Origin of the sequence: Mycolicibacterium aubagnense (assembly GCF_010730955.1) — a bacterium.
Lineage (GTDB): Bacteria > Actinomycetota > Actinomycetes > Mycobacteriales > Mycobacteriaceae > Mycobacterium > Mycobacterium aubagnense.
This window is the reverse complement of record NZ_AP022577.1, coordinates 1434262-1449178: the sequence shown is the minus strand read 5'-3', so window position 1 is coordinate 1449178 and position 14917 is coordinate 1434262. Positions and strand designations below refer to the sequence as shown.

The 14917-nt window shown below is 66.7% G+C and carries 19 protein-coding genes; 12 read left to right on the top strand and 7 right to left on the bottom strand.

All coding sequences use genetic code 11. The annotated features are described in order from the left end of the window. The first annotated feature begins 58 nt into the window (after positions 1–58). The 7 genes from G6N59_RS07165 (at position 59) to G6N59_RS07135 (ending at position 4336) form a co-directional block, all read left to right on the top strand. Entirely contained in the window at positions 59–355 is a 297-nt protein-coding gene (locus G6N59_RS07165) for a hypothetical protein (protein WP_138231487.1), read from the top strand. A gap of 58 nt (positions 356–413) precedes the next feature. Next, complete coding sequence (locus tag G6N59_RS07160; protein WP_138231486.1) at positions 414–1142, top strand: hypothetical protein; 729 nt, start codon at positions 414–416, stop codon at positions 1140–1142. Next, on the top strand, positions 1139–1471 hold the full coding sequence (locus G6N59_RS07155) for a hypothetical protein (RefSeq protein WP_138231485.1): 333 nt from the start codon (positions 1139–1141) through the stop codon (positions 1469–1471). Before G6N59_RS07160 ends, G6N59_RS07155 begins: the two co-directional genes overlap by 4 nt. 97 nt (positions 1472–1568) lie before the next feature. Beyond that, on the top strand, positions 1569–1799 hold the full coding sequence (locus G6N59_RS07150; protein ID WP_138231484.1) for a hypothetical protein: 231 nt from the start codon (positions 1569–1571) through the stop codon (positions 1797–1799). Between the two features lie 80 nt (positions 1800–1879). Next, complete coding sequence (locus G6N59_RS07145) at positions 1880–2443, top strand: hypothetical protein (RefSeq protein WP_138231483.1); 564 nt, start codon at positions 1880–1882, stop codon at positions 2441–2443. Between the two features lie 135 nt (positions 2444–2578). After that, positions 2579–3151 (top strand): hypothetical protein, encoded by a 573-nt coding sequence (locus tag G6N59_RS07140; protein WP_138231482.1) that lies wholly within the window; start codon positions 2579–2581, stop codon positions 3149–3151. 309 nt (positions 3152–3460) lie between these two features. Next, positions 3461–4336, top strand: a complete 876-nt coding sequence (locus G6N59_RS07135; protein WP_138231481.1) for an alpha/beta fold hydrolase — start codon at positions 3461–3463, stop codon at positions 4334–4336. A 60-nt stretch (positions 4337–4396) separates the two neighbouring features. On the opposite strand, the gene G6N59_RS07130 is transcribed toward G6N59_RS07135, so the two are convergent. After that, positions 4397–4870, bottom strand: coding sequence for a hypothetical protein (locus tag G6N59_RS07130; protein WP_138231641.1), 474 nt, complete (start codon positions 4868–4870; stop codon positions 4397–4399). A 196-nt stretch (positions 4871–5066) separates the two neighbouring features. Here G6N59_RS07130 and G6N59_RS07125 point away from each other — a divergent pair, with 196 nt between their 5' ends. After that, positions 5067–6764, top strand: a complete 1698-nt coding sequence (locus tag G6N59_RS07125; protein ID WP_179970281.1) for a patatin-like phospholipase family protein — start codon at positions 5067–5069, stop codon at positions 6762–6764. A gap of 32 nt (positions 6765–6796) precedes the next feature. On the opposite strand, the gene G6N59_RS30670 is transcribed toward G6N59_RS07125, so the two are convergent. Further along, the gene (locus G6N59_RS30670) at positions 6797–7135 is read right to left on the bottom strand and encodes a hypothetical protein (RefSeq protein ID WP_179970280.1); all 339 of its coding nucleotides are present in this window, start codon (positions 7133–7135) and stop codon (positions 6797–6799) included. A 164-nt stretch (positions 7136–7299) separates the two neighbouring features. On the opposite strand from G6N59_RS30670, the gene G6N59_RS07115 reads away from it, so the two are divergent. Beyond that, on the top strand, positions 7300–7602 hold the full coding sequence (locus G6N59_RS07115) for a DUF4333 domain-containing protein (protein ID WP_138231480.1): 303 nt from the start codon (positions 7300–7302) through the stop codon (positions 7600–7602). Between the two features lie 11 nt (positions 7603–7613). Here G6N59_RS07115 and G6N59_RS07110 read toward each other — a convergent pair whose 3' ends face one another. After that, the gene (locus tag G6N59_RS07110) at positions 7614–8231 is read right to left on the bottom strand and encodes a hypothetical protein (protein ID WP_138231479.1); all 618 of its coding nucleotides are present in this window, start codon (positions 8229–8231) and stop codon (positions 7614–7616) included. Between the two features lie 141 nt (positions 8232–8372). Here G6N59_RS07110 and G6N59_RS07105 point away from each other — a divergent pair, with 141 nt between their 5' ends. Genes G6N59_RS07105 through G6N59_RS07095 form a run of 3 tightly spaced genes read left to right on the top strand, consistent with a single transcriptional unit; the run spans position 8373 to position 10455 of the window. Next, entirely contained in the window at positions 8373–9215 is an 843-nt protein-coding gene (locus G6N59_RS07105; protein ID WP_138231478.1) for an LLM class flavin-dependent oxidoreductase, read from the top strand. Continuing rightward, entirely contained in the window at positions 9212–9601 is a 390-nt protein-coding gene (locus G6N59_RS07100) for a DUF427 domain-containing protein (RefSeq protein WP_138231477.1), read from the top strand. Before G6N59_RS07105 ends, G6N59_RS07100 begins: the two co-directional genes overlap by 4 nt. Continuing rightward, entirely contained in the window at positions 9598–10455 is an 858-nt protein-coding gene (locus tag G6N59_RS07095; protein ID WP_138231476.1) for an acyl-CoA thioesterase, read from the top strand. Before G6N59_RS07100 ends, G6N59_RS07095 begins: the two co-directional genes overlap by 4 nt. A 1-nt stretch (position 10456) precedes the next feature. Here the strand turns inward: G6N59_RS07095 and G6N59_RS07090 are convergent, their stop codons facing one another. From G6N59_RS07090 to G6N59_RS07075, 4 genes are read right to left on the bottom strand one after another with little or no spacing between them, the layout of a single operon-like run. Beyond that, positions 10457–11956: a class I adenylate-forming enzyme family protein gene (locus G6N59_RS07090; RefSeq protein WP_138231639.1), complete on the bottom strand. Its 1500-nt coding sequence runs from the start codon at positions 11954–11956 to the stop codon at positions 10457–10459. Then, entirely contained in the window at positions 11946–13343 is a 1398-nt protein-coding gene (locus G6N59_RS07085) for a class I adenylate-forming enzyme family protein (protein ID WP_138231475.1), read from the bottom strand. The genes G6N59_RS07090 and G6N59_RS07085 overlap by 11 nt, the downstream gene beginning before the upstream one ends. After that, entirely contained in the window at positions 13340–14119 is a 780-nt protein-coding gene (locus G6N59_RS07080) for an enoyl-CoA hydratase/isomerase family protein (protein WP_138231474.1), read from the bottom strand. The genes G6N59_RS07085 and G6N59_RS07080 overlap by 4 nt, the downstream gene beginning before the upstream one ends. Further along, the gene (locus G6N59_RS07075; RefSeq protein WP_138231638.1) at positions 14116–14916 is read right to left on the bottom strand and encodes an enoyl-CoA hydratase/isomerase family protein; all 801 of its coding nucleotides are present in this window, start codon (positions 14914–14916) and stop codon (positions 14116–14118) included. Before G6N59_RS07075 ends, G6N59_RS07080 begins: the two co-directional genes overlap by 4 nt. Between the last annotated feature and the right edge of the window lies 1 nt (position 14917).

Genomic DNA, 14917 nt, shown 5'->3' with positions numbered 1-14917 from the left:
CGGCAGTGAAATCCCCCGGCGCACTGGCGCACTGGAATATGAACCGAGTGAGGAACCGATGACCGAGACAACCGATACCGCGATGGCGGCGGCGATCCTGGCCGAGCTGACCGACGAGTTGCAGCCGTGGGCGGCGGTGCGATCACGGATACCTGGCAGTGACGAACACAAGGCGGCGGCGATGGTCGATCTTCACGAGCGGCACGCCATCACGGCGGTGAAGCTGCGCGGCGCGACGTTCGTCCGGCTGGCCACCGACTACGACCGTGCCGCCGCTGCCGCTGAGCGCGACCGTCAGACGCAAACCCGGCACCCGCTGCCGGTATCCCGCTGCCGCACTTTCGTCAGCACATAGCGGCGGCGTTGTCCGCTGTCCGCCCTAGAACCCGTCCGACAACTGAAAGGTGCTCACTATGGGCCGACCTGACCGACCCGAACCCGAAGAACGCGAGCGGGCAACCAAGGCCGTCGAGCTGCGGATACAGGGGCTGCCCTATCGCGTCATCGCCGACCGGCTCGACTACGCCGACGAAAGCGGAGCACGTCATGCCGTCTCCCGGCTGCTGGCCCGGCAGGAGGCCGAGGCGGTGACCGAGCTGCGGGCGTTGCAATCCGAACAGTTCGAAACGGTGCTGTCGAAATTCTGGCAGTCGATGACGGGCGGCGACGCGGACGCCGCGAAAATCGTTCTGCGGACGCTCGACAGCCTCGTAAAGCTGTGGGGGACAAACGCACCGACACGGCTGGCCGTGGCACCCGATGACGGGATGAGCGGGATCGAGTTCGCCGAACGCGCAGCCGAGCTGATTGCGGAGCTGCGGCCCGACTCACTGAGGACAGCGTTCGCGACCACGCCCGAGGCGGTGGCGGTGTTCGACGCTGGCAGCCGAACTGCGCCGCCCGAGGGAGATTGCCCGCCGGACGCCGTTTCGACCGCCAGCGGGGCGCACAGCGCCGAAAACACTGCTGCCGCAGCCGTTGACACCGACGGCTGGTCGAATATTGGGGCGGTGGCGCATGTTTCGCCTGCGCAGCCCGAGCCGGACGACGATTTGGCCGACGTGCCGCCCGACGTGCTCGCCGCCGCCGAAGCTGCCGCAGCCGCGATCATCGCCAACCATCGCCGAGGCGGTGCGGAATGAGCCTGTTGTCACGGATCCGATCCAAGCGCGCCGAGGCGGTGAACACCGCACCGCCCGAGCAGGTGGTTTCCGGAATGCACACGTTCTCCGCTGACGCCGACAGGCCGGGAGTGTTCACCGCCGACGCGCCGCCCCAACCCGTGCCGCCCGGCCAGCGACGGGTCGTTCGGATGACCCTTGATGAAGTTCTGGCAGAGCGCGGCGTGAGCGGATACGTGGCCGGGTTCCGGCAGCGGCTCACCGACCCCGCCGACCGCGACCCCCGGCCCGAGCTGGCCCGCCGCGCGGGCTACCTCGGTGACGTCGTGTTTCCCGAACTAGACCCGTAATCGGTTGGGCCACAATGGTGCACGAGCGCTGCATTGTCGAGACGCCGAGCCGTCGCGGTCGTCGCTGCCGTGCACCGTCGCGTGCAATGCTGGCCTCATGGCAACCCTCACGAGCGATCCGGCCAGCCGGTCAGCATCGAGCTGGTCGGCGACATTGGCCAGTCTCAAATCGCGCAATGCACCCGACCATGACCCCCGTGTGCTCGCAGCGCGTCAGGGGCTGGCCTACTGGCGTGTTCGCCGCAGTGTCGAGCGCGAGGCGGGGCAGATAAGCCCTGCCGGTGTCGACCGCCTGCGTGCCGACCTTGCCGAGGCGGTGGCACGGTGAGCCTGCGCAGAACTCCGCAGACTGGACACGCTGCCGCAGATCAGGACGACCAGCGCGACCGGCGACGGAAACGGCTGCCTGTGACGTATGACGGAAAGTTCGATCTGGCGGCCGAGGTCGCCGCCATCGTGTCGCCGCTGGCCTATGAAACCTCCCAGCTCAAGCGACCGCAGGCCGCGCGCCGCGAGGTCGACCACCTGGCCGACGCGGTCGCCGAGGTTGTCCACGTGGCGGCCGGTCTGGTCGCCGAGTCTCGCGCCGCCGACGGCCAGACCCGACAACTTGCCGCTGATCTGGCCGCACGGCCGCGTCAGCCCGCCATCACGGACGACATGCTCACGTCGGGTTCGTGGTCGGCGGCGTTGACCGATTACGCCGACCAGCTGCGGGCCGATCTGGGCCGGATGCTCGGTCACGCGCTGCCGCCTGACGCGCCGGGGCTGCGGGGCGAACCGTCGGCGTCCGAGCGCGTCGAACGGTCACTACGTGAGGTCGACCGGGCCGCGTTGACCCTCGCGGTACGCATCCCGAAAATCCGTGCGCGCCAATCGCTTCCGAGCGTGACCCAGTTCAACGCCGCCCAGCAGGAACGTCGGGACGCCGAACGGGCTGCCTGTCGTCTCGCGCAGATCGGCGCGCGGTGATAGCCCAAGCCACACCCCGACCGGCGCGTCCCCCGGTCGCTGCATGAAGGGCGGCGGCGGGCTGCAAAGAATGGCGAAATCGCCCCTGACCAGCTCGCCGCCGACCTACCCGACCAACTATCGAAGGGCAACAACGTGACTCCCGGCCTGTTCAGAGACCCGGTGCTGCGCACCGCCGTGCATGAGTCGGCCCACGGCATCCTGGCGGCGGTGCATGGTCGGACCGTCAATTTCGCTGAAATTCTGACCACGCCCGCGACATCGTGGGGCGGCAAGCCGCTGAAGCAACACGCAGCCGGAATCACCACATATCGCGCCGATGGCCGAGCTATCACCGAACACGACGCCCTGGTAGCGGCAGCGGGCGCGGCAGGCGAAAGCATCTGGGATTATGGCCAGCCGACATTGAGCGAAGTGCTCAAAGCGCTCTCAGCGCACACCCACGACCACGACGACGTGATGCACCTCAGTCACCGAGCAGGTGAGAACCCGGCGGCGGTGGTTCAACGGTTGCTGCCGTTGGTTGATCGGTTGTGGCGGCCCATCGCCGACCTTGCGTTCGAACTGAAGAAACGGCACCGGGTCGAACATCAGGATGTGCTCGCCGCTCTCGGTATCCCGAGCGCCGAGGATGCGCACCGGTACACCGCCGCCATTCGGGCCGGTGCCGAGCCGGGCAGCTTGAGCGTCGGCCGCATGATGTTCTGACCGGCACGCCGCACAGCTGTTCGACGTGTCCTAACGGTGTCCTAGGACTCTGAGTCACGGGCAAACACGCCGTAGACAGATCGACACGGATCGGACTCTCTGACGTGGACGTTTGGGCGCAGGTTGGACGTCCGAATACGGGCCAGCACAACCCGTTTCACACTGGCAGTGTGGGGGTCAGGGGTTCGAGTCCCCTTAGCTCCACGTTCGAGACCCGCTCTGACTTCGGTCAGGGCGGGTTTTCGCGTTTTGCCGGCACGCGCGCCTGGCGCTCGGCCGCCGAACTTACCGCGCGGTAAGATGCGTCGCATGACTCAGCGCAGCATGCCCACTCTCGATGGCGTGACCCATGAATATGTGCAGGCCGGTGACGTGAAGATTCATGTTGCCGTCGCCGGACCGGAGGGTGGGCGCCCAGTCGTGCTGCTCCACGGCTGGCCGGAGAACTGGTGGATGTGGCACAAGGTCATCCCCGCACTGGCGGATGCCGGTTACCGGGTGCATGCCATGGACCTGCGCGGCGCCGGCTGGAGCGAGGTCACCCCGAAGGGCTACGAAAAGGAGCAGTTCGCCTCCGACGTGCTCGCCGCGGCGACCGCGCTGGGAGTGGAATCCTTTGACTTGGTGGGCCATGACTGGGGTGGCTGGACCGCGCAGCTGGTCGCGCTGAAGGCGCCCGCGCGCGTTCGGCGGTTGGCGATCCTCAACATCCCGCCGGTGTGGCAGGAGCCCGGCCGAGTGGCCCGGCATGCGCACAAGTTGGCGTACCAACTCGTCGTGGGAGCGCCTGTGGCCGGGCCGCTTTCGCACCTGTCGCCGACGTTGTGGTGGTTCATCCGGCGCAGCGGTATGCCCAAGGAGTCGGTGGATTTCTTCCGCAGCTGCTTCCGGGACCGGGACCGTCGGGTGGCGGGCTCCAAGATCTACCGGGCCATGGTCGGCAAGGAGTTCGCCAAACTGGCGCGCGGCCCCTACGACGACCAGAAGCTCGCCATGCCGGTGCGGGTGCTGTTCGGTCTCGACGATGTGGCGGTGCACCCGTCGCTACTGGAGGGCTTCACGGGCCATGCCGACGACCTGAACATCACCGAGGTGCCCGACTGCGGTCACTTCATTGTCGACGAGCAGCCTGACCTCGTGGTGAAGTGGCTCTCGGAGGTGCTGGCGGAGCCGCGGTCCGCTTAGCTCCAGACAGAAAACCCGCTCCGACTTCGGTCGGAGCGGGTTTCTTTTTTTGGCGGCTCGTCAGAGTCGATCGAAAATGCTGTTGACGATGTCGTCGCCGATGCCGAAGCCGGCTCCGCGCACGATCGACTGACCGAAGTTCCCGCCCAGGAATCGCTGCAGCGTGCCGCCGCTCTGAGGCTGATACTGCGGCTCGACGTATGCCGGCTGCTGGTACTGCGGTTGGTACTGCGGGGCCGGCGGCTGGTACTGCGGTTGGTATTGCGGGGCCGGCTGCTGGTACTGCGGCTCAGGGCTCTGCACGTGGTTGGCGACGAGGGCATGAATCGCCTGAAACACCGACCCGGTCGCGCTCTCCTCATCCCGAATGGCCAACGCGATCTCTTTGAGGTCCAGCTGCCACTCCCGCGCGTTCGTATCGCCGGCGGCGGCCGCAGCCGACAGCTTGCCGGCCAGCGCCTGAATCAGCGAGGCGGTCTGCTGAGACTGCTGCTGAAGAGTCGCGTACTGCTGATCGACGGTCTGGACGTCCATGGGCACAGACTCCTCATTCTCTCGTTCGTCCCAGGTGGTCGGTCGCCACGCTAGCGGCGGATCTCCGCGTGAAACTGCCTGTCGGCTGTGAATAACCTGACGGCGCTCAGCCGCGACAGCCGCCGCGCACGAGCACCATGCGGTGGAATCTCGGGTTGCTGCCGCGACCGGGTCCCGGGTGGCCAAGAATGGTCGGATGGCGAATTCCGAGCTCGTACCGTTCGGCGAGCTGTCCAACGAGTTGGCGGAAATAGAAGTAGCGGAACCCCCTGGCCTCCCGGGCAGCAACCCCACCCTGGCGCTGCAGCACATGGAGGCTGCGCTGGTTCGCGCCGACCTCGAATGCCCCGACGCGCTCAGCCCCGAGCAGTTTCGCCGCCTGCGCTACCTGCTGAGCTTCGCGCGGCTCACCGTGTTCGAACCGGGCGCGGCCGGCCCGGGCGGTACCCGCGGCCGCGGCGATGCCACGGTCGGTGACGAGGTCCTCGGATTCCGGCAGCGGGTGATCGACGCGCTGTACAACCCACTCCGTGGGCGCACCACCGCGCCCGAACGCTTGGCCGCGGCCAAGCAGGTGCTCGCGAACTTCTCCGAGGACGTGGAGTACGAGCGTTCGGCGCTGCTGCAGCGCCACGGCAACGACTTCACTGCGGCAGAGCTCGACGCCGAGCTCGGCTACAAGACCTACGTCGCGGTCCTCGGCGGCGGGGGCGGCGCCGGTTACGTCTACCTGGGTGGCATGCAGCGCATGCTCGCGGCCGGCCTGCCGCCGGCCTATATGTTGACCAACTCTTTCGGAGCCATCGTTGGCAGCGTGATGGCCCGCGTGCTGCCGGTGCCCATCGAGGACTACGTCGCCTGGGCCAAGACCGTCACCTATCGCGGGGTCCTCGGGCCGGCCAGGACGCGGCGCCGCCACGGCCTCAACGGCCTGTTCTCGCTGCAATTCGACCAGTTCGCCAAGGAGATGTTCACCCGGGAAGACGGTGAACCGATGCGGCTGACGGACCTCGCGATCCCTTACGAAACCGTCGTCGCCGGTGTCAGGAAACAGTCTTTCGATCGGCTGCCGGGGCGGTTCCATCCGTCGCACTTCACGCTGATGGGGGTGCGGGCACTCGAGCACCTGAAGCTGGGTTACGCGCCGGGTGCCGTCAACCGCCTGTGGCAGATCGGCGCGTTCATCGACTCACGTGTGGTCAAGCCGATCGTTCTGGGCGGCGACGACCTGACGGCCGACTTCAATGTCGTTGACGCTGCAAGTTTTTCGTCGGCGATTCCCGGGATTCTGCATCATGAGTCCAGCGATCCGCGGATGTGGGACCTCCTCGACAAGCTGCTCATCGAGAAGGACGTCGCCGCGTTGGTCGACGGCGGCGCGGCCAGTAACGTGCCAGTTGAATTGGCGTGGAAACGAATTCAGGACGGCCGGCTGGGCACCCGTAACGCGTGCTTCATCGGCTGGGACTGCTTCCATCCGCAATGGAATCCGAGACACCTGTGGCTGCAACCGATTACGCAGGCGCTGCAGCTGCAGATGGTGCGCAACGCACCGTTCGCCGACCGCGTCATCCGGTTCAGTCCGACGCTGTCCCCGGTCACCCTGGCAGCCTCGCCGGAAGCCATCGATCGCGCGATCGAGTGGGGTAACGCGTCGGTCGAGAGTTCGGTGCCGTTCGTGCAGCGGCTGACCGAGCCGGTGTGGTGGGAAGGAAATCGGCCGCCGCAGGTCGATCGCACGCGGCCTCGCATCTCTGCTCCGCTGCAGTCCATGACCACGATTCTGGACGATGCCCGGCGGGCGGCCGAGTACGTACCGCGGGTCACCCGCATACGGCGTCGGGTGGCCGCTGTCGGGGATCGCCTCCGTGGAGCGCAGGCCGGGTCCACTTAGGCGGGTGGGGTGCCTGGCGGGTGGGGTGCCGGCTATTTCCGTACAGTCGTCGTGACTGGAGTGTGGACGATGCCCGTCTTGGTCGGGGGCTTCGGAGTCCCTTGCTGGGGCGTGACGTCGCTGCCCGGGATGCTGTCGTCGCAGAAGCCGTCGGGTCCTGCGCACTGGCCGCTCAGCAACGCGCCGTTGATTTGGTCGGAAGCCCGCTGGTGCCCGGAGTCGACCTGCTGACAGTTCGGGGTGCCCTCGTTGCAGACTGCGAAAGCAGGGGCAGCTGTCCAGCTCGAAGCAATGAACATCAGGGCGGGTGCCGCTGCTGCGCCGACCGCTGCGATGAGCCGGTTTGTCTTGGTGTTGTGGGTGTGGTTCATGTCGGTTCCCATTTCTAGGCTCGGGGGCCCCACGGTGAGGCTCCGCCTATGGGTAGGAGCGGCCACCGAACTGAAACAGGACACTTTTTGCGAAATAGATTTGAGGCACGCGCGGGACGCGGCCCTCCAACGCTTTTCCAACGGCACCTGGCTACCTTCCAGCCATGACCCGATCCACCGGTTTCCTCGGCACCACGCTCATCATCGGAGTTCTCGCGCTGCAGCTCAGCGCTTGCGGTTCAACCATCAAGCCCGACGGGGCCGCGCAGTCGGTGACCGACATGGTGACCAGTAAAACCGGCTTCCACCCGACTGACGTCAAATGCCCCTCCGGGGTCGACGCCAAAGTCGGCGGTGAATTCGACTGCACCTTCACCGGGCCGGAAGGTCCGTACAAGGCGCACATGAAGATCACCAGCGTCGACGGGGAGAAGGTCGGTTTCGACATCAAGACGAGCCGGGCTTAGGCGGGGTCCTCTCAGGCGGAGTACCCGCGCGGCAGGGTGCAGCTGTCGACACACGCACACGCCAGGAGGTCGCCGAGCCGGCCCGCGACGGGCTGCTGCAGGTCGAGCGCCGAGCCGAGCGCGGGCAGCCGCAAGTTCGTGTAGTTGATGTCCCAGTCCAGGACAACTTGGTCGACAATCCGGTCGAGATACTCGCGGAGCTCGGCGGCCGAGGACATCGGGAACAGGGTGAGCGTGCCCATGGGCTCGCCATGGGGGGTGAGGATCGGGTGCCGCCAGGCTTCGCCCGCGGTATGACCGACGTGCGGACGCAGGTAGGCCAGGACGGCTCCGGTCGGATCGTCGAACCGGGCGGCGCCGTCGTGGGGGACGAGCTTGCCGATTTCGGTGCCGGACTCGCTGACAGTGGTGGTGCCGGCGACGTCGATGGTCAGCGTGCGACCCTCTGCTGCGAGGTTGTAGGTGCTGCGCCCGCCGTTCTTGAAGCCGAGGAGGACGCCGAGGCCGGACTTCTGGCGGGCCTCTCCCACGGGCTGTGCCGATGCGTCGGCGAGTTCGACGCGAAGGGCATTGGCGGCGTTGCGTTTTACGGTTGCGACAAGCTTCGTGCGGTTGCTGAGGACTGTCATCTGGTCGGTACACCCTTCGTGATCGCCAGTGCGTTGGCACCGTGAACGCTAGTGACGGACCGTTGGAAAACCGTTGGGAAAGAGAATTGCATTACCGAAAAGGTAGAAGGTGACTTCCCAATCACTTAAAGTGATGAGGTCATGACCGAGTGGTTCCTCTTTCTGCCGCAGGTGCAGCTGAGTATCGATGAGATCGTCGAGCGTGCACGGGTAGCCGAGCGCGCGGGCTTCGACGGCATCGCGTTCATCGACCACCTCGAAGCTCCGGGTGCCCCGGACCGCGGCATCTGGGACGCCACGGCGATCGCCGCATGGGTCGCGGCGCGGACGCAGCGGCTGCGCGTCGGGCATCTCGTGCTGTGCGACGGTTTCCGGCACCCGGCGGTGCTCGCCAAACACGCCGTCACGATGTCCGCCGCGTCGGGCGGGCGATTCGAACTCGGCCTGGGTGCGGGATCGATGCCGGCCGAATTCGAACGTTTCGGTGTCGACAACGCTGATGACCCACCGGCCCGATTCCGCCGGCTGGAACGTGATCTGACTCTGATCCGGCAGTACTGGGGCGACGACGGTGACAACGCCCAATTCCCGCGCCGTGAACATCCGATTCCGCTGGTGCTCGGCGGTGTCGGCAACCGGACCATGGAATTGGTTCGCAGACATGCCGATTGGTGGAACCTGCCGTGCAACCAGCTCGGTCGGCTTGAGCAGCTGCGTCCACATGCGGGCAACGCGCGGGTGTCGGTGCAGCAGATGGTCGGGTTCATCGGATCCGGTGCGGACCGCGCGACGGTCACCGAGACGAGCACCCGCCGGTTCGGTTACCTCGGCGACGGGCTGACGTGCGGAACGTCCGACGAGCTGATCGACCACTTCGGCCGGATGAGCGAGCTTGGCGTGGAACGGTTCTACGTATGGTTCGCCGACTTCGCGCGGCCGGACACCCTGCGAGAGTTCGCCGAGACGGTGGTGACAGCGACATGAGTTTCGAGGACCGCCCCGACTACCGCGTCGACATCCATCGGCGCCGCAATACGATTACGGCCGAGCACGACGGCCGGCTGATCGCCGCGACGACCGCCGCTCTGCTCGTCGACGAGCAGGATCACGGCCTGGTGTTCTACTTCCCGCGCTCGGACGTCCGTACCGAATTGCGCAGAGATCCGGACGCCACCAGCCGCTGCCCATTCAAGGGACAAGCCACCTATTGGCGCTTCGATGGAGACGGGGGCGAACCGGTGTGTTGGAGCTACGAGGATCCGGCTGAACAAGTGGCGCGGCTGCGCGACCACATCGCGTTCTACCAGGACCGGGTGAACGTCCGAGTCGGCCAGGCCCACCCCGCGGTTCTCGGATACGGCCAGGCATGACCACACCGTCCTCCGTCACCGGGATGCTCGAGGTGTTCGATGTCCAGCCGGCAGGGCCCGGGCGCTTCCGTGGCTTCAATGACGGCGGTGAACGAGCGATCGTCGACGGTACCCAACTGCTGGCGCAGTCGATTGTTGCCGTGGCAAAACAGTTGCCCACCAAATCCGTTCGGTCTGCGCACGCGATCTTCGGCCGGGCCGTTCAGGTCGAGTTGCCCGTCGACTTCGTCGTCGACGTGGTCAACGACGGCCGGAGCTTCGCCGCCGCGGTGGTGGCGGTGGAACAGGACGGCCGACGCTGCGCGACGGTGACGGTGCTGACTGACACCCCCACGCCCGACGTGATCCGGCACCACGCAAAACGTCCCGATATCGCGCTGCCGGCAAAGGCGATTCAGAGCCACATGCCGATGACCGGTCGCGAACTCCGCCTCGTCGATGTCGTAGACGTCAACAGCCCCGACGAGGTCGGCCCACCCGAATTGCACGCGTGGCTGCACTATGACCCGATCCCGCGTCGTGACGACCTGGCCAAGGCGCTGCTCGCGCACTTCACCGGCCACTTGTCGATCTCGACGACCATGCGTGCGCACGCCGGCATCGGCACCAGTCAGGCGCACCTCACGGTTTCCACCGCGCCGATGACCGTCACGGTCACCTTTCACGAGCCCGTCGACTGGGATGGGTGGCTGCTGTACTCGCACGAGAGCACCCAGGTCGGCGCCGGAATGTCCTATGTGCGTGGGCAAGTCCACACCGAGGACGGCCGGCTGATCGCGTCGTTCACACAAGAAGGCATGATCCGTCCGCTGCGCACCTCCGACACCGCCGTCGCCGCGACGGCGCGCCTATAAGTCAGGATTGCGTCAACAACTCCCGCAGGCCGGACGCATTCACCTTCCCGGTGGATCCGCGAGGTAGTTCGTCGTCGGAGGTCAGCAGCAGCCACACCGTCGGTACTTTGAAGGAGCTCAATCGTTTTCGCGCCGCCGCGTGCACCTCGCCCACGGTCATGGTGCGACTGACGACGGCTGCTCCGACCGCGCCGGCGACGTCCGTCACCGCTGCGGCGTCGACACCGTCGATGGCGCGCAACGCCTGTTCGACCTCGCTCGGGTAGACGGTCGCGCCATTGACCTTGAACATGTCGTCGGACCGGCCGTGATAGAACACGAAGCCGTCCTCGTCGACATGTGCGAGGTCGCCGGTGGGGTAGTAGCCGTCGGCCGTGAACAGCTCTTCGCTTGTGCGCCCGCAGATTCCGCGCATGAGATGCGGTCCGCGAATCTGGATCATGCCGACCTCGCCGACCTGCACGGGTGTACCGGTCTCCGGATCAGCGATCCGTACCTCCGTGCCGGAGAACGGTTTACCGCAGCTGCCCCATTTCCCGGGCGGCAGGTCGGTGTCGGCCGGATAGCCGCAGTACGGGCCGAACGACTCCGTCATCCCGAACAGGCGTGCGCGCGCTTCAGGTGCGGCGCGCTGCGCTTCCGGCAGGAGCGCGGGCAGGCTGCCCGGCAGGAGCGTGGGTAGCGAGGCCCCGACCGAATCCGCATGGCGGGCAATCGCTTCGGCTTGGTCCGGCCAGCCGCGGAACAGCGTCACGCGCTCGCGCTGCAGCAACGGCAAGGTGGTGTCGGGCCGGGGAACCTCCTCGGTGACCAGCGTCGCGCCGGCCACGAGTGCCGATAGGATGCCGCTGCCGAATCCGCCCACCCAGAAGAATGGCATCGGCAGGTACAGCCGCGTGTCGGTGTCGATGCACCGCGCCGCCAACCCCGCTCGCACGGCGCCGAGCGCATTGCCGTGAGAGTGGATGACACCCTTGGGCGGACCGCTGCTGCCGGAGGTGAACATGATGGCGAGCGTGTCTGCGGGCGTGACGGTTTCGGCCATCGCGTCGACACGATCAGTCGCCGATCCAGCGACCAGCTCGGTGGCCGCCCAGACACGGCGCAGTTGGGGCAGCGCCGCGTGCTCGGCTCGGAGTTCATCCAGATAGCGGTGTCCCCGGAACTCGTCGACGGTGATCAGGTGTTGCACCGACGCAACCCGTAGTTGACCGACCAATTCCGGCCCACGCAGCAGGGTGCTCAGTGGAACCAGCACTGCGCCGATCCGAGTCACCGCAACGGCGATCCGCACCCAGCCGACGGTGTTCGGCATGATCAGGCCGACGCGGGTACCCATGCCGATCCCGGCCTGCACGAACGTCGCGGCCAGGCTGCGGCTAGATGTATCGAGCTCGCCGTAGCTCATCGAGCGGGTGGTGTCGATCACCGCCGGCTTGTCGGGATGTGCCGCGCTGCACGTCCGCACCAGGTGGTCGATGGTGCCCGGATTATTCGGCATGTTGCTCGGCGAAGAATCGGTGGACCTCACTCAGATCCGCCTTGCCGGAGGGCGTGCGGGGAATCTGCTGGACGATCGTGATCGCGCTGGGAATCTCGTACCGTGCCAACCGGGTTCGGAGGTAGTCGACGATGTCGTCGACCTCAGCGGGTGCTCGCAGTTCCACCATGGCGACGGGCGTCTCGCCCAATCGTTCGTCGGGGGAGCCCACCACCGCGGCGCCCGCCACCGCCGGGTGACCCTCAATCGCGGCGCGGACGTCGTCTGGTAGCACCTTGAACCCGCCACGGATGATGGCTTGATCCGCGCGCCCCAGAATCCACACGAATCCGTCGGCGTCGATTCGGGCCAGGTCGGTGGTGCGCATCCAGTCCGTGGACGGCCCGAGTTGGCCCGGCTTGACCTCCAGTAGACCTGGTTCGCCTGGAGTCAGCGGGTTGCCGCGATCGTCGACGACGCGGAGCAAGGCGCCGAGTGTCGCTCGGCCGACGCTGCCGCGCTTCGCTTTCCAGAACCGGTGATAGTCATCGATGGTCCAGCCTGCGACGCCGCCGCCGAATTCCGTTGCCGCATAGGAAGTCAGGACGGGAATGCCGAACTTGGCCGTGAAGGCGTCGGCATCGTCGGGGGACAGCGGGGCGGTACCCGACGTCACCGCGCGGATACTCGCCAGGTCGTCGGCACCCAGGTCCGAATGCAAGACCGCGCGCAGCGCTGCCGGGACCAGCGATACCGCCGCGGGACGGTGCCGGCGGACCGCATCGGCCCATCGGTCGAGGTCGAACCGGTCCAGCAGAGCGAACGACCGTCCCGACGTGATGCACTGCAGCACCCGGAACACCCCGCCGATGTGAACCATGGGCGCGTTGACGATTGCCACGCCGCGCCGCAGTGCTGTCGGTGCCGGACCCATCAGGCTGCGGCTCAGCATGTCGTAAGTGAGGTCGATTCGCTTGGGCGGCCCCGTCGTTCCGCTGGTCAGCATGCGTACCGCAACCGATGGAAGAGTTTCGGCGGTGCCATTGCCCGCCCAGACCCGCAAACCTCCCAAGGATGCTGCGGGCTGGGCGTCCAGGTCGCCGGGATCGCCGATGACGGTCGACAGGTCGAGCGCCGCGAGGTCGGCACGGATCCGCTCGTCGCCGCGCGCCGGGTTGATGGTGACGACGGTGCCACCTGACATCAAGACACCGAGCAGTGCCCCGACGTGATCGGGCCGGTTACGCAGCAGCATCCCGATCTGGCCGCCGGGGGAGATGCCGGCGACCGTCTCGGCGGTATCAGCCAGTTGGCGCCACGAATACCACTGCCTTTGGTATTCAATGGCATTCGCCGCTGGGTCCAGCTGCAGCACCTCGGTGATGCGCGTGCTCAGCGGGTGCGTCACCGGATCCTCGGCGCGTTTCTCTTGGCCGGTTCGGTGCCGAGTTCGGCCGTGCCCAAGGGATTTCCTAGGCGGGTGTAGATCAGGTTCTGTTCCATGGCCGCGCGGTAGGGCTTGTCCAGCGACTCCCAGATGGCCTTGACGGTGCCCTGGGTGGCCGAGGGCGGTTTGGCAGCGATGCCGGCGGCGACGGCGTGTGCACGATCCCATAACTGATCGGCGGGCACCACCTCGGATACCAACCCGATGCGCAGGGCGGTGGCCGCCCCGACGCGTTCGTCGTTGCCCATCAATACGATTCGCAGGGTTTCGGCGAGCCCGATCCGTCGCATCAGCCCGATCGGCTCCAGCGCTGAGACCAGTCCGGCGCTGACATGCGAGTCGAAGAAGGTCGCATCCTCCGAACAGATGACGACGTCGGATTCGTTGACGAAGTAGAACGCGCCGGCGGTGCAGATGCCATTGACGGCGCAGACCACGGGCTTCCACATCTTCTGCCACTTGGGGCTGAGCGCCTCGCCGGGGTCTTCGTGGTTCCACACGTTATCCGGTTGGCCGTAGGGCGTTTTCACGTCGAGTCCGGCGCTGAACGCCCGGTCACCCGCGGCGCGCAGCACCACGGCGTGGACGGTGTCGTCACCTTTGACGGCCTGCCATGCTCGCACCATCTCCTCGCACATGGTGCGGTTGAACGCGTTGAGCGCCTCGGGCCGGTTCAGCGTGATGGTGGCGACGTGGTCGGCGGTGTCCACGTCGAGAGTGATGGTCTCGAACGTCATCGGCACTGCCAGTTCGGTGCGCGCTTCTCGACGAACGCCCTCGGCCCCTCCAGGGAGTCGGCGGTGTGCAGGTTGCGTTCCCGGAAGGACTCGGCGAGCATCTCGGCTTCGTGTAGTGGTAGGTCCAGGCCTTTGAGGACCGCCAGCCGGGTACCCCGAACAGCCAGCGGCGCATTGGAGTTGATGGTGTCGGCGATCTCCTGGGCCCGCTCGAGCAGGCGGTCGTGTTCGACCACCTCGCTGATCATCCCGAGCTCGAACGCGCGTATCGCACTCAGCCGCTCGTGCTTGCCCATCAACGCCATTCGCATGGCAACCGATCGTGGCAACACGCGTGCCAGTCGGACGACTTCGCGGCCGGCGACCAGGCCGATGCTGACGTGTGGATCGAAGAAGGTGGCCCGTTCGGAGGCAATCACGATGTCCGCGGTGGTGACCCAGTCGAGGCCTGCACCGCAGCAGATGCCGTTGATGGCTGCCAGCACCGGCTTCGCCATCCGCCGGAATGGCGGAGTGCCTTCCTGCGGTGCCTCCCATTGGTCATAGGTGGACAGGTAGGGGCGTTCGTCGACGACCTTGCCGTCGCCCGGAATCTCCTTCACGTCCGCGCCGGTGCAGAACCCGCGACCGGTGCCGGTGATGATGAGCAGCCACACGGCGTCGTCGTTCTCGGCCTGGTCGTAGGCCGTGCGCAGCTCGGTGACCATGTGTGGGCTCAGCGCGTTGAGGGCGTCGGGCCGGTTCAGCGTGATGATGGCTTTGTGGCCCTCGACCTCGTACTTGATGGTGTCGAACATC